14 protein-coding genes are annotated in these 21,060 nt (G+C 32.8%); 9 read left to right on the forward strand and 5 right to left on the reverse strand.

Going from position 1 to position 21,060, the window contains the following annotated elements; genetic code table 11:
• Window positions 1-18: 18 nt before the first annotated feature.
• From lacZ to ACXAHM_RS18665, 6 genes are all read left to right on the forward strand, one after another.
• Complete coding sequence (gene lacZ / locus ACXAHM_RS18640; RefSeq protein WP_474963013.1) at window positions 19-3,192, forward strand: beta-galactosidase, LacZ type; 3,174 nt, start codon at window positions 19-21, stop codon at window positions 3,190-3,192.
• Between the two features lie 140 nt (window positions 3,193-3,332).
• On the forward strand, window positions 3,333-4,886 hold the full coding sequence (locus tag ACXAHM_RS18645) for a sulfatase (protein ID WP_474963016.1): 1,554 nt from the start codon (window positions 3,333-3,335) through the stop codon (window positions 4,884-4,886).
• A gap of 4 nt (window positions 4,887-4,890) precedes the next feature.
• Complete coding sequence (locus tag ACXAHM_RS18650) at window positions 4,891-6,360, forward strand: sulfatase family protein (RefSeq protein WP_474963018.1); 1,470 nt, start codon at window positions 4,891-4,893, stop codon at window positions 6,358-6,360.
• A 129-nt stretch (window positions 6,361-6,489) separates the two neighbouring features.
• Complete coding sequence (locus ACXAHM_RS18655) at window positions 6,490-7,215, forward strand: MBL fold metallo-hydrolase (protein WP_474963021.1); 726 nt, start codon at window positions 6,490-6,492, stop codon at window positions 7,213-7,215.
• A 35-nt stretch (window positions 7,216-7,250) separates the two neighbouring features.
• Window positions 7,251-7,634: an energy transducer TonB gene (locus tag ACXAHM_RS18660; RefSeq protein WP_474963024.1), complete on the forward strand. Its 384-nt coding sequence runs from the start codon at window positions 7,251-7,253 to the stop codon at window positions 7,632-7,634.
• Between the two features lie 167 nt (window positions 7,635-7,801).
• The gene (locus tag ACXAHM_RS18665) at window positions 7,802-8,389 is read left to right on the forward strand and encodes a hypothetical protein (protein WP_474963026.1); all 588 of its coding nucleotides are present in this window, start codon (window positions 7,802-7,804) and stop codon (window positions 8,387-8,389) included.
• Window positions 8,390-8,434: 45 nt separating this feature from the next.
• Here ACXAHM_RS18665 and ACXAHM_RS18670 read toward each other — a convergent pair whose 3' ends face one another.
• Window positions 8,435-10,381 carry an acetoacetate--CoA ligase gene (locus ACXAHM_RS18670; protein WP_474963028.1) on the reverse strand — a complete coding sequence of 649 codons (1,947 nt, stop codon included), beginning with the start codon at window positions 10,379-10,381 and terminating at the stop codon, window positions 8,435-8,437.
• 301 nt (window positions 10,382-10,682) lie between these two features.
• Here ACXAHM_RS18670 and ACXAHM_RS18675 point away from each other — a divergent pair, with 301 nt between their 5' ends.
• Window positions 10,683-11,738 carry an NAD-dependent epimerase/dehydratase family protein gene (locus ACXAHM_RS18675; protein ID WP_474963031.1) on the forward strand — a complete coding sequence of 352 codons (1,056 nt, stop codon included), beginning with the start codon at window positions 10,683-10,685 and terminating at the stop codon, window positions 11,736-11,738.
• Window positions 11,739-11,975: 237 nt separating this feature from the next.
• Here the strand turns inward: ACXAHM_RS18675 and ACXAHM_RS18680 are convergent, their stop codons facing one another.
• From ACXAHM_RS18680 to ACXAHM_RS18695, 4 genes are all read right to left on the reverse strand, one after another.
• The gene (locus tag ACXAHM_RS18680; RefSeq protein WP_474963034.1) at window positions 11,976-13,745 is read right to left on the reverse strand and encodes a sensor histidine kinase; all 1,770 of its coding nucleotides are present in this window, start codon (window positions 13,743-13,745) and stop codon (window positions 11,976-11,978) included.
• Window positions 13,746-13,926: 181 nt separating this feature from the next.
• Window positions 13,927-14,505, reverse strand: a complete 579-nt coding sequence (locus ACXAHM_RS18685) for a hypothetical protein (RefSeq protein ID WP_474963036.1) — start codon at window positions 14,503-14,505, stop codon at window positions 13,927-13,929.
• 4 nt (window positions 14,506-14,509) lie between these two features.
• Window positions 14,510-16,363: a SusD/RagB family nutrient-binding outer membrane lipoprotein gene (locus ACXAHM_RS18690; RefSeq protein WP_474963038.1), complete on the reverse strand. Its 1,854-nt coding sequence runs from the start codon at window positions 16,361-16,363 to the stop codon at window positions 14,510-14,512.
• 6 nt (window positions 16,364-16,369) lie between these two features.
• Window positions 16,370-19,426: a SusC/RagA family TonB-linked outer membrane protein gene (locus ACXAHM_RS18695; RefSeq protein WP_474963040.1), complete on the reverse strand. Its 3,057-nt coding sequence runs from the start codon at window positions 19,424-19,426 to the stop codon at window positions 16,370-16,372.
• Between the two features lie 531 nt (window positions 19,427-19,957).
• Here ACXAHM_RS18695 and ACXAHM_RS18700 point away from each other — a divergent pair.
• Together ACXAHM_RS18700 and ACXAHM_RS18705 are read left to right on the forward strand one after the other, a co-directional pair.
• Window positions 19,958-20,527: an IS3 family transposase gene (locus ACXAHM_RS18700; RefSeq protein WP_474963042.1), complete on the forward strand. Its 570-nt coding sequence runs from the start codon at window positions 19,958-19,960 to the stop codon at window positions 20,525-20,527.
• 244 nt (window positions 20,528-20,771) lie between these two features.
• The gene (locus ACXAHM_RS18705; RefSeq protein ID WP_474963045.1) at window positions 20,772-21,020 is read left to right on the forward strand and encodes a hypothetical protein; all 249 of its coding nucleotides are present in this window, start codon (window positions 20,772-20,774) and stop codon (window positions 21,018-21,020) included.
• The last annotated feature ends 40 nt before the right edge of the window (window positions 21,021-21,060 follow it).

Genomic DNA, 21,060 nt, shown 5'->3' on the forward strand with positions numbered 1-21,060 from the left:
TTTTTTCATAGTAAAGGAATGAACAAATTATTTTATAAACTTGCAGGTGTTCTTGTCGCAACTGCACCATTGGTGAATGCACAAGCACAAACACTCAATGAATGGGAAAATCCAGAAATCATTAGAGTAAATACATTACCTACACATGCCACTTTTTATCATAGTAAAGAAGCAAAATTTACGAAGGATATTGAAGGGTTAAAAGATTATCAATCTTTAAGTGGTACTTGGAAATTTAATTGGGTACCCAAACCGGCTGATCGTCCAGCTGATTTTTATAAAACTGATTATGATGTGTCGGAATGGGCAAATATTGATGTACCTTCAGACTGGCAGATGAGAGGATATGGTTATCCAATCTATACAAATATCGTATATCCATTTAAAATGGATGCTCCAAACATTCCGCATCATAATAATCCAGTAGGTAGCTACAAGCGTTCTTTTAAAGTTTCAAAAGAATGGATTGAGCAAGATGTATTTTTACATTTTGCGGGTGTGAATTCAGCTTTTTATGTTTGGGTAAATGGTGAAAAAGTAGGGTATGCTCAAGGCTCGAAAACTGCCATTGAGTTTGATGTTACTCAGTATGTAAAGGAAGGTGATAATGATATTGCTGTTGAAGTATACCGTTGGTCAGATGGCTCTTACTTAGAAGATCAAGATTTCTGGAGAGTAAGTGGTATTGAAAGAGATGTGTATTTATATGCTGCTCCTCAAACAAGAATCAATGATTTAAATATCACGGCTTCTTTAGATAAAGAAACTTACTCTAAAGGTTTACTATCTTTCGATGTTGATTTGAAAAACAATGGAAAGAAAAAAGTAAAAGGTTATGAATTGGAAGTTGCTGTCATAGATGCTAAGGGCAACACAATTAAGACTTCAAAACATCCTGTTGCTTTAGGAAAAGAAGCTGAAAGTAAAATTGAAGTAGCTGATTTAGCTGTAGGAGAAGTGAATACTTGGTCTGCAGAGTCACCAAGTTTATACCAATTAAAAATCTCCTTAAAAGATAAAGAAGGAAATGTAGTGGATGCTACTGCCCAAAGAATTGGTTTTAGAACTTCTGAAGTGAAAAATGGTCAATTATTAGTGAATGGTCAGCCTATCTTAATTAAAGGTGTGAACCGTCACGAGCATGATCCTCAAAATGGTCACGTGGTGACTAAAGAGAGCATGTTGCAAGATATTATTGATCTTAAAAAATATAATTTTAATGCGGTAAGAACATCTCACTATCCAAATGATCCTTACTTCTATGCACTTTGTGATGAGTACGGTATCTATGTAGTGGATGAAGCAAATATTGAATCACATGGTTATGGTTACAAAAAGAATGAAACGTTAGCCAATGATCCTCAATATAAAGAGCAGCATTTAGATAGAGTGAAAAGAATGGTGAAGCGAGATTTCAACCACCCTTCAATCATTTATTGGTCATTAGGAAATGAAGCAGGTAACGGAGATAACTTTAAGTATGCTTATGACTGGGCTAAAGCTTATGATTTAGATCGTCCTGTACATTACGAACGTTCTGAAAGAATGGATAAAGTGCGTACAACTGATATCACTTCTTGGATGTATGGTTTAACTAATCGAGTAGATAAAAACTACCTAGCAGAACAAGCTAAATTGCCAATTGAAGAGCAAAGACCTTTTATTTGGTGTGAGTATTCTCATGCGATGGGTAATTCAAATGGTAACTTCAAGGACAACTGGGATTGGGTTCGTAAACATAGAAATGTACAAGGTGGATTTATCTGGGATTGGATGGATCAAGGTCTTGAAGCTAAAGCAGAAGATGGTACAGTGTTTTATCAATATGGAGGTGATTATGAGCCAGATTCAATTCATACAGACAACAACTTCTGTGCAAATGGTGTAATTGGATCAGATAGAGCTCCTCATCCAGCTATTCAAGAAATTAAACATGTTTATCAAAATATTCATGTTTCAGCGGTAAGCAAAAAGAAATTCCAAATTCTTAATGAAAACTTCTTCGAAGATCTTTCTGCTTATGCATTGAATTGGGACTTAATCCAAGATGGAAAAGTGGTAAAATCTGGGTCTATTGATCAATTGAATGTAAAACCTCAAGAGTCAAAAGCATTAGCTATTGACCTTCCAAGTGCATTAGCAACTGAAAGCGAGTATTTTGTTAACTTCTATATAAAATTAAAAGAAGCTTCTCCATTATTAGAGAAAGGATATGTTGTGGCTTCAGACCAAATTTTAGTGCAAGAAGGTGTGAAAACTGCACTGACGCATGCTAAAAAAGTTGATTTGAAAGTAGAAGAAACAAAAGACAATACAATTACTGTTCAAGCAGGAAGTCTAGTTTATACTTTTGATACACAAGATGCTGGTTTAGCTTCTATCAAAAAAGGAGACAATGAGATGTTAAAGGAACGCCCAGAATTTACTTTCTGGAGAGCTTTGACGGACAATGACTTTGGTGCATGGAAAAAAGGAAAGCCTGCTGGAGGTAAATTCTTTAAGTTTAAAGGTGCTGCTGAAAAAGGACAAGTTAAACTTTTAGGACAGCAAAAAGTAGGTGAGCAAATTGAGGTTACGTATGAAATTGAGTATGCTGAATTAGGTGCAAAAAATACAGTTACATATGTAGTTTATACTGATGGTACTTTTGATTTCAATTCTAAATTGACAGCTTCGGATGCGAATGCGATGAAATATATTCCAAGATATGGTATTCAATTCGCAATAGATAAGAACATGAATAATGTAACTTATTATGGTCGTGGTCCATTAGAAAACTACGTGGATAGAAATTCAGGTGCATTTGTCGGTTTATACTCAACTACAGTTGAAGATATGCTTGTAGATTACATTCGTCCTCAAGAAAATGGACATAGAACTGATGTAAGAAATGTAGCATGGTCATCAAAAGCAGGTGAAACATTAAAAGTAACGGCTTCAAACACTATTGAATTTAATACTTTAAGAAATCCATCTTCAGATTTTGATGCTGGTTTTGCGAAGCAACAAAGACATACAATTGATATTCAACCAAAAGAATTTGTTTACATCAATATTGATTCTCAACAAATTGGTGTAGGTGGTGATAACAGTTGGTCTAAACATGGATGGACTAAGGATAAATACTTATTGGATTTATCGAAATGTGAACTACAATTTAACGTTAAAGTTTCTTCAGAAGATACACTTTAATTGAAAGAAAGATAAAATGAAAAAGTAATCTCTTTTTCAGGGTTCAAGCTTTAGAAATAAGGCTTGAACCCACCTCTTTTCTAGCCAAGTTCATTATCAATCAATTTTAATTTTAATGAACATCTATACCGATTAATGATATGAAAAGAATTATTTACTACAGTACATTACTGACTTTTTTACTAAGTCTGACTACAAATCTATCTGCTCAAGATAAACCCAATATCGTGTTTATCATGTGTGATGACTTAAACGATTACCAAGGAGTATTTGGTGGACATCCACAAGCGAAGACTCCTAACATTGATAAATTGGCAGCAAGTGGTATTCAATTTATGAATGCACAATCAAATGTTCCAGTTTGTCAACCTTCAAGAAATAGCCTATTTACAGGTGTGTATCCTCACGATTCAAAAGACTTTGGATGGATACCTCATACTAAACAAAAAGGGCTAAAGAACAATAAAACATTCGTTCAAATTCTTAAAGAAAACGGTTATAAAACTTTAGCTTCAGGAAAGCTATTACATAAAAATGAAAAAGAAATTTGGTCAGAATGGGGCTTAAATGAAAAGCACAATTATGGACCATTTGCCTTTAATGGAGAGAAGCTGTCTGTACATCCTGATGTGCCTGCTCCTTATAACACGATTGGACCAATTGATGGTTCTTTTGGTCCTTTATCTAGCATGGGACAAATAGTAGAAGGTTGGAATAAAAGACCTGTTCGCTATAATAATGACAACGATAGAGATTTATTATATGACGAAAAACATGCACAGTGGGCTGTTAAAAAATTAAAGGAATTAGAGAAACAAGATGAACCCTTCTTCTTAGGTGTTGGTTTTGTAAGACCTCATACACCTTTACATGCTCCAGACAAGTATTTTGATATGTTTCCAATCGATAAAATAGAATTGGACAAATGGATTCCTGAAGATAAAAAAGATACTTTCTTTGAATCCATTATGGGAAGTGATAAAAAAGGAGCAAAATACTTCCGTATGTTGAAAGAATCGTATGGTGGTGATCAAGAATTAGCATTAAAAACATTCTTACAAGCTTACTTAGCATGTGTAGCTTTTGTTGATGCTCAAATTGGGAAAGTGGTAGATCAAGTAGAGAAATCATCATTATCTAAAAACACAATTATCATTTTAACCTCTGATCATGGTTGGCAAATGGGGGAGAAAGAACATTTGTTTAAAAACTCACCATGGGAAGAAAGTTGCCGAATTCCTCTTGTCATCAAAGCGCCTAAAAATAAAAAAGGAGCAAAAGTAGCTCATCCTGTTTCTTTAGTGGATTTATATCCAACTGTTCTTGATTACGCAAATATTGAAGTGAGCAACAAAAGAGATGAAACATTAGCTTCTTCAAAAAATGGAGGATACAGTTTGAAACCATTTATAGATAATCCGAAAACAACGAAGTGGGAAGGACCAAATGGTGCATTAAGTATTGTTGGTGTATATGGTGCTTACTCTAAAGATAACTCAGTGGAAGGTCAAATTTATTCATATAGAACTGAAAACTTCAGATATATCCATTACGGTAATGGCAAAGAAGAATTGTATGACCACCGTAAAGATCAATATGAGTGGACAAATGTAGCAGAAGATCCTGCTTACAAAAAAGACATTCAGCGATTAAGAAAAGAAATGAACAAAATTATTGGTCAACAAATCTTATAAAGTGATGAAAATAAATAAACTATTAACCTTAATTTTTTGCCTTGTCACTTTAGGTGTTAAAGCACAAGATACTCCTCCAAATATCATCTGGATTATGTTGGAAGACGTAAGTTTAGATACAGAAAGCTATGGTATGAAGGGTGTATCTACACCAACAATGAATGCTTTGGCTGAAGAAGGTACTCAATACTACAATTGTTTTGGAACAGCTTCAATTTGCTCTACTAACCGTTCGGCAATGATGTTGGGAACTCATCAATTGAAAACGAATACTCAACACCATAGAAGTAATAGGGATATGAAATTGCCAGAACAATTCAAACCCTATACGTACTATCTAAAGCAACAAGGGTATACGACTATTTTGGGGCATGATAAAGTCATGCAGAAAGGACGTAAAACAGATTGTAACTTTAAGTATAAGCCTGTTGGAGATTGGGAAAAAGACGGAGGATTATTTGATAAATTTGGTAAAGCAGAAGTAAAGGATCAGCCATTTATGCAGCAGATCACCCTTCATGTAACACATAGAGGTGATTGGTGGGATAGAATTAGAAAAAGAGCGAAAGAGCCTGTAGCTACTGAAGATGTTGCTTTGCCAGAATTTATTGCTGAACATCCTAAAACTCGTTTAGATTGGGCAAAATATTTAGATCAAATGGAATATGCTGATGCAGAAGTTCAGATGATCGTAGATGAATTGAAAGCACAAGGAATGTATGAAAATACTGTCATCATAATCATTGGCGACAATGGTAGATGTAATGTGCGAGGTAAAGGTTATTTGTATGATTCTGCTTTAAGAATTCCATTAATTGTGAAATGGCCCGAAAGTGTAAAACCTCATATAAATGAGCAAGCAATCATCAGTTCACCAGATATAACAGCTACAATCTTAGATTTAGCAGGAGCTGAAATTCCAGAGGCGATGACAGGTCAATCATTTATTCAAAAAGATTTTAACCGTCAAGAAGTATTATCATTCAGAGGTTTATGGGATGAAATTGAGGAAGAATCTTATGCAATTTCCACAAAGGATTTCCGTTACATTAAAAATAATAAAGCAGAATTACCCTATGATGCTCATCAAGCTTATTTAGAGTTTTATAGACCAGCAATTCATGTGATGCGTTCTTTAAAAGAAGAAGGGAAGTTGACACCATATCAACAATGGTTCTTTGAAGCTAAGCCTGAGGAAGAACTTTATGATCTAAAAAATGATCCTTTAGAAAAAGTAAATCTTGCAGAAAATACAGCATTCAAAAGTGTCTTAAAAGACATGAGAAAGCGTTTGAAACAACAACAAAAAGCAACTAAGGCGGATACAAATATTTATGATCCTGTCATTGCTAATGCTGTTGATGTATTGCAATTTGTCAAAGACAACTACCCATCAGAATATCAAAGAATGCTTGATGGTGATGAAATTGGTTTTTACAAGTATGTACAAGAATATAAAAAACAATCTAAGTAAGTAATTATTATTACTGTTTTATAACGTGAAAAGGGAGTAAGTCAATGCTTATTTTCTTTTCACTTTTTTATTGTTAAGCCTTTTATAAAAAACTATTATTTTTGCCAATCAACATAAATAGTTATTCTAATGATGATCCATACATTTACCATCGAAAAAACAATTGATAATGTCAAAATTCATTTAACACCCACCTTAATTCAAACTGAAGAAAAGACCTATTTGATCGATTGTGGGTATGAAGAAACGTTTGAAGATTTTGTAAGTGCATTACAAAAAATGGATTTAAGTATTAAAGATATTGATGTGCTCTTGATTTCACATGATGATATTGATCATTTAGGTGCATTTAAATTATTTAAAGAAGCAAATCCAGCTATTAAAGTTCTTTGTAGTGCCATTGAGAAAGATTCAGTAGAAGGTAAAATTAAAGCAGAACGTCTTGTTCAATCAGAACAGAGTCTTCCTTTTTTACCAAAAGAATTTATTCCATGGGCAGAAAATTTCATTCATCAACAGAAAAATATTAAAAGGATTCAAGTGGATGGAACTTTTGATGAGGGGGATGTAATTGATGGATTAATTCAAGTAGTAGCTACTCCCGGACATACAAAAGGGCATGTTTCATTTTATATTCCACTAGCAAAAACCATGATTGCGAATGATGCAATTGTGATAGAAGGAGATCAACTTCAGATTGCTAACCCTCAGTTTACTTTGGATATAAAAAAGGCTTTTGAATCTGTAAAGAAGATAAAAGATTTTCAAATAGAGACCATGATCTGTTATCATGGTGGTATAACAAATGTAGGTATCGTTAAAAAATTGGAAACGTTATTAGAAATGGAAAAATAGTATCATCTTAGAAATAGACAATCAAAACCAAAGGTATGAGACTATTTATTATTCTATTTTTAGGTATTTATTCAAATTTTGTTTTTGGACAAGAGAAAGAAAATAAAGTTGAAGATATTTTAATAAATGGTGAAAATCCTCCAATATTTTATAATTCAACTGGATTGTCGTTGAATGAGTTTATTGAAGAGAATTTGAAATATCCAATAAATGGAGGATGTATAGAAGGGAAGGTATTTGTTTCTTTCATTGTTACTAAGGAGGGGGGAATTACAGAAATAACTATTGAAAGAGGTATAAATAAATATGCCGATCAATGTGCAATAGATGTCGTAAAGCTATTAAAATTTAAGCCAGGAAAGAGAGGAGATAAAATTTCAGATTTTAAAATGATATTGCCAATAGCTTTTTACTTATAAATGTGTAAAGTGTTATGAAATTGTACAATACGGATATTAAGTAGGATGGTTAGCTTTAATTTGTACAAATGTAAATAAATTTAAATACATATTTTTCTTTTAGAGATATATTGTGTTATTTCAAGATATAAATTTCTACTACAACCACTATAGACTATTTTTTTATTATGAACACACTACTTAAAGAAAAATTTTACGATTACGCATTAGTAATCTCATCAATCCTAATTTCTGCTTGGATCTTTGTATCATTAATTGAAGGTGAGACAATGTTTTTTATGACATTCTTCTTTTTTATTCTTCCTTCAATACTATTGTATTTATATGCTTTAGTGAATACATTGAATGAATTTGTATTGACTCAAAAAATGAGGAAATTACAGCTTCTTTCCCATCTGATCGTCTTCTTTTCATTGTTTTCTGTTACAATTTACCAATCCGAATTATTCAAAGCTGATATCTTATTTAATGCAGTATTAAAGGATGATTTTAATTGTCATAGTCTAACTTTCCGCGAAGATGGAACAGTTGAAAATAAGATAAAAGGAATAAATGGAGAACATGAAATCGTGAAAGGTCAATATAAAATCGAAAACAATCATATTATATTTTCTATCATACCAGATAATAGAAATTTTATTCCTGATACCGTTTTATGGGATCAAGTCAAAAAAGCATTATTCATAGAAAAAGATTATGAAGGTGAGTTTATTACTCAAAAAGGAAAGCATAATCATTTCAAAATAATACCATAAAAAAAGCACAAATCCATTTTAAGATTTGTGCTTTTTTATTACAGTTTAGTGTGTCAACTCTTCTAAAGCTTCGTAATATTTTAGTGCTTCTGGGTTTTGTAAAGCAGCTGTATTTTTGACTTCCTTGCCATGTATGACATTACGAACAGCCAATTCAACCATTTTGCCACTTCTAGTTTTAGGAATCTCTAAAACTTGTATAATTTTAGAAGGAACGTGCCTTGGGGTAGCGTTTGTTCGAATGACAGTTTTAATTTCTTTTTTCAGTTCATCCGTAAGGTCTTCACCTTCTTTTAAAACGACAAATAAAATAACTCTACAGTCATCATTCCATTCTTGCCCTACAGCTATACATTCTTTGAGCTGATTTACTTTTAATGCTTGACGGTATATTTCTGCGGTTCCAATACGAACTCCACCAGGATTAAGCACCGCATCACTTCGACCATGAATGATTAAACCATTATTTACAGTAATCTCAGCAAAATCTCCTTGAGACCAAATGTTATCAAATCGAGAATAATAAGCACTTATATATCTTTCATCATCTGGATCATTCCAAAAGCCTAATGGCATAGAAGGGAAGGAATTACGGCAAATTAATTCTCCTTTACCAACGGATAATGATTTTCCTTCATCGTCAACAACATCCAAGGCAAACCCCAAACCTATACATTGTAATTCTCCTGCATAGACTGGCAAAGTTGGATTACCAGAAACAAATGCTCCAATTAGGTCTGTTCCACCTGAAATAGATGAAAGCGTAACATCCTTTTTTATACTTTCATATACATACTCAAAACTTTCACTACTTAAAGGAGATCCTGTTGAAAGAATAATTTTTAAACTACTAAGATCATGACTTTCTTTAGGTATTAAACCTTCCTTTTGAATAGCAGAAATATATTTAGCACTTACACCAAAAATGGATATTTTTTCTTGATCAATTAAATCCAATAAATATGTTGGACTTGGATGAAAAGGACTGCCATCCAATATTACTAAAGTAGACCCACATGCTAAACCGCTTACGAGCCAATTCCACATCATCCATCCACAAGTAGAATAATAAAAGAAAACATCCTCCTGATTAAGATCTGTATGTAGTAAGTGTTCTTTTTGATGTTCTAATAATACTCCGCCCGCTCTATGTATGATACATTTAGGTTTACCTGTTGTACCCGAAGAATACATAATAAACAGAGGATGATCGAATGGCAATCGTTCAAATTCTACTTCAGTAGCCTCATTTTCAATATAACTAGACCATTGTACAGCTTTGTCAATTTTGTCTATAGCTTCTCCTGTAGTAAAATAATCATAGACAATTATTTTTTCTATAGAAGTAATTGTCTCTGACAATGAGGCTAAACGATCGATACAAGAATGAATTTTACCATTGTAACTATAAGCATTAGCAGAGATTAAAAATTTTGGTTCTACTTGTCCAAAACGATCCAATACACCTTGGTAACCAAAATCTGGACTACATGATGTCCAAACGCCACCTGCTGAAGTTGTCGCGAGCATACCAATAATTGCTTCTATAGCATTAGGTGTATACCCTGCAACACGATCACCAATTTGTAAACCATCTTTTTTTAGCTGATAGGCAAGTTTTGCAACAGTTTCATATAACTCTTTGTAGGATATAGCAACTCTTCGTCCATCTTCCATACGACCAATTAATGCCGTATGATCATCTCTTCTTCTCAATAAGTTTTCGGCATAGTTTAGCTTTGCTGAAGGAAAAAATTGTCCTTTTCTGATATGATCATTTTGAATGAAAAAAGGAGTACTTCCCTTATCACCAACAATTTTAGCATAATCCCAAACACCTGACCAAAATCCTTCTAAATCATTGATACTTTTTTGAAATAAATCAGAATAGTTATATGCAGTATTTGGCATATAAGTTTGTTGAAAAGAGAATAAATTACTCCCAACAATATGCTCCTCAGAAGGAGTCCATAAAGCTTGAGCGTTGTTCATGTGTTGTGTTGTGTGTTTGGTATTACAAAAAATAGGTGAATATCACCTTACTATTTTTATATGCTAATTTTAAAGAAAATAATCTTCTAAAACAAATGAATCAATTTAAATTAAAAAACATCTATTTCTTATGAATCTTAATTGTATGCTAAAAATTAATATCATCTATTAAAATCTTTAACTATATTGATGACAACAAGTTAAAACCCGCTTGTAATAATTTTATTTATTATTAAAACAATACAATTCTTTAGTAGTTTAACACTAAATAATTCATTAATTACTGAGATCTATATTAAAAATGGTGAACATAGATAAATCAAAACCTGTTATGATTACAGGTGCAACAGGATACGTTGCAGGCAGAATCGTAGAGAAACTATTAGAAGAAGGGCTGACTGTTCATGCTCCTGTAAGAAACCCTGATAATCAAGAAAAATTGAAATACCTAAATGCAATTGCTGATAGGACTGAGGGTGAAATCAAGTATTTTAAGGCTGATCTTTTAACTCCTGATTCTTATGAAGAAGCGATGCAAGGTTGTGAATTGGTTTATCACACAGCATCACCATTTATCACAAATGTCAAAGATGCTCAAAGGGACTTAGTAGCACCGGCATTGATAGGAACCGAGAATGTTTTAAATACAGTCAATAAAGTAGAAAGTGTCAAAAGAGTAGTTTTAACGAGTAGCTGTGTTGCAATTATCGGTGATGCAATCGATCTTTTAGCTGTTCCAAATCACATTGCTAACGAAAGTATTTGGAATACGACCTCTTCTGCAAAACATCAACCTTATAATTATTCCAAAACAGTAGCAGAAAAAGCAGCTTGGAAAATTAATAAAGCACAAGATAGATGGGACATGGTGGTTATTAATCCATCTTTTGTTCTTGGTCCAGGGATCAATCCAACAAGTACTTCTGAGAGTTTTAATATCATGAAACAGATAGGAGATGGGACGATGAAAATGGGGGCGCCAGGTTTACATATTGGTATGGTCGATGTACGTGATTTAGCTGTAGCTCATTACAATGCGGGTTTTATGCCTGAAGCCGAAGGAAGACATATTATTTCAAATGAAAGTTACACTTTATTAGAAATGGTGGATTTCTTACGCCCTAAATTTGGAAATGATTATCCTTTACCTAAAAAAGAATTACCAAAATGGTTAGTTTGGTTAATAGGACCTCTTCAAGGTATTCCAAGGAAAATGGTCTCTAAAAACTTTGGTTATAATTGGTTAGTGGATAACACAAAGAGTAAAGAGAAATTAGCTATGCATTATAGGAATGCCTCTGAGACAATGAATGATTTTTTTGGACAATTAGTTGATGCAGGCATTTTTAAAAAATAATATATAGATGGACTATAAACCTTCTTTAATTTTTTAAATGTCAATATATCAGTGTTTTACAATTAACTTATGTTGCATTATTTTAAGAATATTAAATGTTTGAATTGAAACATTAATAGACTTATGTCAGTATAATATATCAGAAGTTAGATGAATGCGCTTAGTAGATAAATGATAAAAAATTGAGAGAGTTAAGTTCATGAGGCACCTCGTTGATGATATCGGCGAGGTGTTTTTTTATAGAATACCTTTTGTAATTGTACTCACTCCGACAAAACTTATTTTGCACCCTTCTTTTTGATTTTCAATAAACATTTTTCCTCCAATTTTTTCAATTCGATAACGCATATTATTTAATCCAATACCATCAAATTCGTGTTGTTCATTAAACCCTATTCCATTATCCATGTAGTATAAGTTAAAAGTATCTTTGTCCATATTATTTTCATATCTCAAGAATATTTTAGTCGCATGACTATGTTTATAAGCGTTAGAAAGTAATTCTTGAGTAATTCGATAAAATTGAGAACAAACGTAAGGAGAATTTGGTGTAGCACCAATCATCTCCACTTCAATTTGAAAAGGATTCCCTTGATACCTATTGATTAGTTTAATGAGTAATTCTCTACTGTTATTAATTTTTTTAGTTTTTAAAGATAAACCTTTGATCATATCATCGATAGATTGTAGCGTATTATCAACAATTTTTTTCTTATCCATCATATCGAGATTTTCCATTTTGTCGATCAAAGCTAAATTACCACCAATATGATCATGAAGTTCTCTACCAATTCTATTTTTTTCCATTTCCTGACCTTCTAATAATGCAAGGGAATAATCTCTTTGTAGGTTATTGTATTTATGTAATAATTCTTTTCTATCTTTTATAATTTGGTAATACTTAAATAAGATGACTATAATATAGTAAATGATATCAAAAGTGAATATGATATAGAATAAATATCTTGCAGAGTCTGTTTTTTCAATTACACCTATATTTGGTAATACAGAAAAATAATTAACTACAATTGTAGTAATTAGAAATACAAAAAATGTAGAATAGGAAATAGACTTTCCATATTGAATTCCTTTGATAAAAGCATGAAAAACAGCAATATAACTTAGGAATGTATTGATAACACAAATACCAACAAGAAACATATTTAAAATAGGTATATTGGAAGGTGTAAAATAAAGGATTGGAATATTTAGTAAACCAATAAAGCTGCTGATTACCATAGTTTTATAAATCCTACGGTCTAATCCTTTGGAATTATGTATTAAAGCATAATAAAAAAAATAAAAGGTATTATGAAAAATATAAGCATCCACAAGATTGATCATTTTATAATCAACATCATCAGGTAATTGATTTAAAATATAACCGTATTCACTTTCTATAAAAACAAATGCTGCAATTGAATTTAGGATATAGATAAAAAATATTTTTCGTTTAAGATAAATTCCTAAGAAAATACCAATTAATAAAAATATACCTGTAATTGATCTCGTGATTACTTTTGTATTTTTCTCAAATTGAAATTGCTTTATTAATGTATTACTTTTTTTAAAGGAAAAACTCGAATTATAAGCAAAACCTTGATCATTGATTTGAATGTAAATTTCTTTTTGAAGATGTTTATTAAATTTAAGTGGAACCATTAAACCATTACTTTTATTTTCAGGTAATAGATTGATTGAATTACCATAATGAAGTGATTTTATTAAAGCCCCTTTTTCTAACTCCCATAATTTAAAATCATAATAAGAAGCACTATTAAAGGAGAGAATAACATCTTGTGGAATTTTAGAAGTTACTTCAATTTTTTTGTAATGAGTTGAAGGGAATACTTTTTTATCTTTATTAAATTCTTTAAAATCGGTGTAGTCTATGGATGAAACCACATAATTGAGCTCTAAATCTTCATTGTTTCTATCTTGATATAGAGTGAAAATTATAGTTGCAATATAAACTATTACAAAACAAGTTGTTATTTTTGATAACATGAGAAGTATTAAGAGTTAGGTAGCATAGTAATAACCAGTATTCTAAATATAGTAGAATCATAATATGAATACTATAAATACATCATAAATTTCATTTACAATAATGAAAAAAGCAGGAAGCATAACTTCCTGCCTTTACAGCAAACTATAAATTTTAAGTTTTATTGAATCCGATAATTAATTATTTCAGTTGATTGATATTGATTCCCACACCAGCAGAGAACGTATTGTATTTTGTCCAACCTGCTTTCATAAGAAGTCCTTTTAAATCAATGATTACATCTGCACCATAATCAAAATATCCATTACTCATTCCTTCTGAACCTAATATTGATGAACCTTGATTTCTTATATTGTGGCTGACTTGCATCATACCTAGTTTAGGTGTGAAATATATTCCAAAATTATTTTTGTTGAATACATTTACACTATACCCTAAGTGCCATGTTATTAAGTTTTGTGTACCGGAATACATGATATCAGATGGGAGTGTTTCTTTTGCATTAAAGCGATAAGCATCTCCCTGATGGAATGAAAAATCAGCAATAAAATTGTGAATTACCAAACCTATTTCCATACCTATTGCTTCGGTTGGAGCTTGAGTAGGAGTAAAACCTGGAGCAATTTGTCCAAATGAATAATTATTCTCTGGAGAAACCATATTTACACCGCCAATAAAAATACCAGTGATCTTACCATCTTGTGCGTTTGCATTGAAACCAATCAACGCTAACATGAAAAGGATATATATTTTTTTCATTTGATTACTTCGTTTTTGATGAATAGAACATAGGAACTGCTATAAAGTGTGTGCCTTCACCAATACCTGCTGCTTCACGTTGACGTTGCATTGCTGATTGATTGTTAGCCGCATTTGCATTTTGTTCTCTATTGGGATACATAAATCTGTAAGGTCTAATACCACCCGTTGCACCACCAGTATGCAATTGAACTTTTTCAGTACCCGTCACTGTGAAATCATTATTTTCGAATGGATCTGAATCTAACACTGCAAACTCGTGATCCCATTCTTCAGCAGTGAGTGTTCTATGAATAAATGAAGGTCCACCTGTACGGCTTACCAAAGCAAAAGATTCAATGCCATTTCCAATTTGAGCAATCCAATGTTCAGTGATCACGACATCTCTTTTATCAGCTGCAGCGTTATATCTTGTTATTGCTTCCGTAACGTAATCAGCTTTATTACTTTCATGATTATAATCTGGATGATTTTCTTGATATGCCTTTACAAATTTAGCTTCATAATCAGCACCACCTGCACCAATAGCATCATATTTATCAAGTGCTAATTCAATAGCTCTTTGGAAAGCTGAACCATCATTTAACCCATATTCAGGAATGGTATTCGCTTCCGCAATAATAAATGCAACTTCATCGGCTCCTAATACAATTGAAGGTGTCAAACGGTTGAAAGTTGCGGGGTTTAATGCCGCTAAACCAAGGTACTCTCCTTTACCTGTAAATTCATGTTGTCTATCCACCCAAAACTCAATATGTTGAACAGGTGCATCACCCACTTTATAAAGACCACGAACACCATCTGAAGTAGAACCTAATCTTAGACCTCTAAAGTTTACTTTTTTGAAATCACCTGCTTCCTCAGCTTGTGCAAAAGGATCAAAAGCAGTGTATTTTGATACATCATCAAAAGCAGCAATTACACCTGCATAAGAAATATGAGAAGCTATACGAAACAATCTAGGGTCTTTATTTTCTTGCATATATTTCAATGCAGGTTCAGAATGGTAAATTCCAGAAAAACCACCAACTTGCCCTTCTACAGCAATACCAACACCACTCACAGTTTGTCCCCAAGGGCCTCCTTCAATCGTATGTGGAACTAAAGGAGCTTCAGCCCAATCCAAGATATAGTTACCACCATCATATCCCATATGGAATATTTCTGCTCCTTGAGTTGGGTCAGCTTCAGACATCATTAAACCGATTTTCATTAGTAATGAATTACTTAACTTTAGGTAAGTGTCTTTTACTGAAATTCCTGTTACATAAGCATCGTAATCATCAAGTTGGTCGACTTTTTCAATTGCACTTATTGCATTTGATAAGTCTTCTACCATATAGTTTAATACCTCTTCCTGAGTATCATACTCTGGATAATAAATACCTTCTGTAAAACCTTTACCAGCTGTAGTATAAGGGATATCACCATACAATTGAGTAGCTCGAAGCATATTGACAACTTTTACGATGTCAAACCTTGCAATATTGGCTCTTGCTTGATCTGTATCTTCTTTCGCTAATCGATACTTAGCATCTTCAATATTTCTGATGACTTCTTTGAAGATTAAAGACCAAGTTGGTTCTGAATAACTATCATTGATGGCAAATCCAGATCCTGTTGTAATATAAGTAGCTGAGTTCCCTGCCATTGGTCCACCCATGATAAGGTGTGAACGCCAAGCCTCATGTCCATTCGAATAAATTTTTGATTGACTGAATCCAAGTAAATGTTTGGTATCCATGTCATTAGAGGTCCAAGGATTATTATTCATCTCCTCAAACTTGTGAGTACATCCAGAGCTTAACAAAGTTGCAGCACCTAATGCACCTGCGATTAATATATTTTTTAGGTTCATTGTCTCTTAGAAATTAGCGTTTAACTTGAAGATGAATGTTCTTGGTACAGATAGGGTTGCCGATTCAACACCTTGAGCATTACCACTTGTAAAAGTTGCTTCTGGGTCAAAGTTTTCAGAAGATTTCCATAAATATCCCACATTAAATGCTGATGCTGTAAGGTTGACGTTCTTCACAAACATATTATCCATCCAAGCTTTTGGTAATCGATAGCTTAAATTGATTTCACGAAGTTTGATAAATGATGCATCATACATGAACATTTCAGTTGGCATAGAGCCATAATAGAGTTGAGGGTTTACATTACCTTCAAAAGGAGTAAATGTACCATCTTCGTTGGCTATAACTAAATTACCCGGATTCCAGAAACCGTCACCTTTATTCCACTCTTCACGACCTTCGATTGTATCAACATGTTTACCATTTCCGTACATTGCTGCATTTGTTGAAGAATAGATATCACCACCAAATTTACCGTCAATTAAGAAAGAGAATGATATGTTTTTATAGTTAAATGAATTACGAATACCTGCCATCCATGGTTGAACACCATTACCAATGATCTCAGGAGCATCAGTAACTTGTACTTGACCTTCATTATTGACTACTAATTCACCATTGTTACCTCTTAGTGCTTTTCTTCCAACGATTTGACCATAAGGCTGACCAGGGATTGCTTGAACCATGCTACTTAATGCAAAAAACTCTACACCTTCTGTTAAACTAACCACTTCGTTGTAGTTGTGAGCAGCATTGATATTTATATCCCACGTGAAATTTTCTTTCATGATTGGTTTAATATTTAATGCCATTTCCCAACCTGTATTTAAGATTTCACCAGCATTAATCATTACTCGGTCAAATCCACTTGTACTACTAATATCAACAGGTAAAATCTGATTATTAGCCGTTGATTTATAATGAGCTACATCTAAACCAAATCGATCATTGAAGAACCTTAAATCAATACCAAATTCATAGGAAGTCTGAATAGAAGGAAGGAGTCTTGTATTTGGAATTGTATTGTTATCTAGTCGACCATAACTAAGGTCATTGATCATCCATCTGTCAATTGTATATTGATTGGCCAATTGATAAGGATCAGTATCTGAACCTACTTGAGCCCATGAAGCTCTTAACTTACCAAATGATAACCATTCAGGCGTATCCCAATCCATGTCAGAGAAAATCCATGTACCACTAATAGAAGGATAAAGGAATGAGTTATTATCTAAAGGTAGGGTAGAAGACCAGTCATTACGTACGGAAGCATCTAAGAAGAGATAGCCATTGTAACCAATTGAACCGGTTGCATATAAAGATGAAATTGCTCTTTCAAAAGCTCTATTTTCAATGAAAATTGATTTACCTGTCGATAAAGACATATCTTCTTGAGATTCAAATTCTGTTGAACCAACATCAGAAGCATGACGTTTTACGCTCATATGTGAACCACCGGCATTAACATTGAAATCAAATTTACCAACTTTCTTATTGTAGCTTAATAAGAAATCAGAGTTGATTTCCATTTCTCGGTTATTTCTTTGGAACATACGACCTTGACCATGCCAAGCTGAATTAAGTTGATTTTTGACATTCATTTCTAAAACACCATAATCAACACCTGTACGAGCCATAAACTTCAGATCTGGCGTAATTTCATAAGTTGCAGCAGCCATAGCCACAATTCTATTTAACTCATCTTTATTATAGTTTTCATACATATCCCAATAAGGGTTTGAGCCTCGATCATCATAACCAATAGGGAAACCATCTTCATCTTTATAATCCCTTAACCAACGTACATCAATTGTATTTGGAATACCTAACAATTGAGAATTATAATTAAAAACAGAAGAACCCATTGTCATACGGTTGTGAGCATATTGATTAGTGTAATTGGCTCTACCTTCTATTTTTAATTTATCGGTTACCTTTTGAGACCCTTTTATTGAGAAAGTATTTCTTTTATAGTATGAATTCTCAATCATACCCGAATTATCCATATTTGAATAAGAAATACGAATATCTCCAGTTTCATTGGATGCATAAGCACTTACTGCAGTATTTGAAGTAACACCCGTTTTATATAGATTTTTGTAGTTATTGTAAGTTCTTAAGTTTCTAGTTTCTCCATCAAAGTAGAAATCATTTTCCTGACCTGTAATCTTAGGACCCCACATCGAAAGTGCTGATCTTGGGTCACCTGTAATATCACCTAAAGAACCTGCACCATACTGTTGTTGTTCATTTGGCGTAATTCCAAGAAAATCTAAAGAAATAGATTGTGAGAAGTCTACACCCGCTTTTTTGCCTTTACCTGATTTTGTCGTAATTAATACTACACCATTGATTGCTCTAGTTCCGTATAACGCTGTAGCAGAACCACCTTTTAATACTGATATTTCTGCAATGTCATCTGGGTTCAGAGAAGAAAGACCATCACCTGTAGATACATCAGAATCAGAACCATCAGAACCATCTCTAAATCTCTCATTAGAAATAGGTACACCATCAATCACATATAACGGTTGGTTGTTACCAGATAAAACAGCATTACCACGGATGACTACTCTAGAAGCAGATCCAGCTCCTGCTGAAGGGGAAATTTGAACACCTGCAACTTTACCTGATAATGAGTTCATCATATTTCCAGTTGCAGAACCTGCATCCATATCTTCTTTTTTGACACCTTGGACAGCATAGCCTAGAGATCTTTCTTCTCTTTCTATACCTAACGCAGTGACGACTACTTCATTTAGTTGTTCAGCATCTTCAACAAGTACAACCTTCATAGTAGAAGTAGCGACTATTTCTTGTGATTGATAACCAATGTAAGATAATATCAATGTTTTTCCTATAGCATCATTTAATGAAAAGTTGCCATCGAAATCAGATATGGTACCATTTGTAGTTCCTTTGATAAGGATATTTACACCTGGTAGTGGGTGGTTGTTTTCATCCAAAACCACACCTTTCGTGATAGAGGTCTGAGCATAGATGAATGAACTTAGAAGCAAAGCTGTAAATAACAGCCAAGACTGTAGTAAGATTCTTCTCATTACAAATTGAGATTTGTGTTAATAAAATGTTTAAGTTGAAAAGTTATGTTGAGATGAGAAATATTAGCTTGTTAGTACACTTCAAAGATGAAGGATATAATTTTTATGAATTTTTACTTTTAACGGTTGTTTAATGAATCAATGTTAAAAGTAGAAATCTTGATTTTTTTGATTAAGGGATAGCTATTTATGGTTTTTTATCTATTGAGTGAAAACATAAAATTATTTTATATATTTCTCTCCATCATCGTCTTATTAATAAAATAAAGGATGATGAACTTTATCAAATGTTCAGCTTAAGATTACTTTAATTTTAATTAATAATTATTGAAAACTTACTGTAAAAAAATACCCCTTTGACAGCATCAAAGGGGTATTATCAGTTTTGTAACGTCCTAAAATAGGTTGACTAAATTGTATTCTAATCAAATAAAAATGGGTAGAGATCAGTTATTCAAGTATTTAAGAGAATCTAATTTATTAGTAGGTAGAAAGCAAAAGTATCATAAAACAACGAATTAAAAACACTGGATGCGTAAATACCCAAACTGTGTAAAAGGACTCCATATTCATCGTCCTGAACAAGTATGGGTTGCAGATATCACCTATTTAACTTGTAATGCAAAGCACCATTACTTACATTTAATTACTGATGCTTATTCTAAGCGCATAGTTGGTTATAAATTATCTAATAATATGCAAGCTGAAACAACTGTAGAAGCATTAGAAATGTCTTTAAAAAGGCGTATATATGATGAAAAATTAATTCATCATTCAGATAGAGGACTTCAATATTGTAGCCAGTTATATACTGAAATATTAAAAGCAAATGATATTAAAATTAGTATGACTGAACAGGCAGATCCTTATGAAAATGCAATAGCAGAAAGGGTTAATGGAATACTTAAAGATGAATTCCTTCTAGATATTCATTTTGGAAGTAAAGAAATCATGGAAACACAAGTTAAACAGTCAATTGCTCTATATAACCAAACTAGGCCTCATTTTTCTATAGGTCTTTTAACTCCAAACCAAGCTCATTTACAGCGAAAGGTGAAGTTGAAAAAATGGAAAAAGAAAACCCATCTACAAGCAATATGAAGATGGGTATAATGTATTTTTAACTGTCAACTTTCTTCAGGACAAGTCACATTGGAATATTCAAGGTAAGGTAGACTATGTTGATCATTTTGGGTCAGAGCAAGATTTAGCCAATAATACCAATTACACTAAGAGAGTACTTTACAGATATGATGCTAGTGGGAATAGAGTCTCTAAAATAATAAGAGATAATGCACAAATAAAGCAAGAAAATGTTTACATTCGAGATGCTAGCGGCAATACAATGTCTATTATTAATGGTGGGTCTGTACAAGAGATTCCCATATATGGTAGCCAAAGAATTGGTCAATATGAACCTTCAAAAGATTTAGATCCATCAGCAACAGGCTTAAATCATAGAAGATATGAAGTAAGTAATCACTTAGGCAATGTATTGGTCACAATTTCTGATGCTGGCAACGTTCTTACTTATTCTGATTATTATCCTCTAGGTTTGTATGAAAGAAAAATTCTAAGAATCATTATCTTATAAATTAGAAATAAAGAAAGGCCTCCTATAGAGCAAATGACAC

It is taken from the genome of Flammeovirga sp. AWQ4_249 (assembly GCF_056161045.1).

What these genes read in the sequence shown, in the direction of transcription:
- ACXAHM_RS18690 (WP_474963038.1), bottom strand. Translation starts at nt 16,363, where the DNA reads ATGAACCTAAAAAATATATTAATCGCAGGTGCATTAGGTGCTGCAACT.
- ACXAHM_RS18700 (WP_474963042.1), top strand. Translation starts at nt 19,958, where the DNA reads ATGCGTAAATACCCAAACTGTGTAAAAGGACTCCATATTCATCGTCCT.
- ACXAHM_RS18655 (WP_474963021.1), top strand. Translation starts at nt 6,490, where the DNA reads ATGATGATCCATACATTTACCATCGAAAAAACAATTGATAATGTCAAA.
- ACXAHM_RS18645 (WP_474963016.1), top strand. Translation starts at nt 3,333, where the DNA reads ATGAAAAGAATTATTTACTACAGTACATTACTGACTTTTTTACTAAGT.
- ACXAHM_RS18680 (WP_474963034.1), bottom strand. Translation starts at nt 13,745, where the DNA reads ATGTTATCAAAAATAACAACTTGTTTTGTAATAGTTTATATTGCAACT.
- ACXAHM_RS18675 (WP_474963031.1), top strand. Translation starts at nt 10,683, where the DNA reads ATGGTGAACATAGATAAATCAAAACCTGTTATGATTACAGGTGCAACA.
- ACXAHM_RS18670 (WP_474963028.1), bottom strand. Translation starts at nt 10,381, where the DNA reads ATGAACAACGCTCAAGCTTTATGGACTCCTTCTGAGGAGCATATTGTT.
- ACXAHM_RS18660 (WP_474963024.1), top strand. Translation starts at nt 7,251, where the DNA reads ATGAGACTATTTATTATTCTATTTTTAGGTATTTATTCAAATTTTGTT.
- ACXAHM_RS18695 (WP_474963040.1), bottom strand. Translation starts at nt 19,426, where the DNA reads ATGAGAAGAATCTTACTACAGTCTTGGCTGTTATTTACAGCTTTGCTT.
- ACXAHM_RS18665 (WP_474963026.1), top strand. Translation starts at nt 7,802, where the DNA reads ATGAACACACTACTTAAAGAAAAATTTTACGATTACGCATTAGTAATC.
- ACXAHM_RS18705 (WP_474963045.1), top strand. Translation starts at nt 20,772, where the DNA reads ATGTCTATTATTAATGGTGGGTCTGTACAAGAGATTCCCATATATGGT.
- ACXAHM_RS18650 (WP_474963018.1), top strand. Translation starts at nt 4,891, where the DNA reads ATGAAAATAAATAAACTATTAACCTTAATTTTTTGCCTTGTCACTTTA.
- lacZ (WP_474963013.1), top strand. Translation starts at nt 19, where the DNA reads ATGAACAAATTATTTTATAAACTTGCAGGTGTTCTTGTCGCAACTGCA.
- ACXAHM_RS18685 (WP_474963036.1), bottom strand. Translation starts at nt 14,505, where the DNA reads ATGAAAAAAATATATATCCTTTTCATGTTAGCGTTGATTGGTTTCAAT.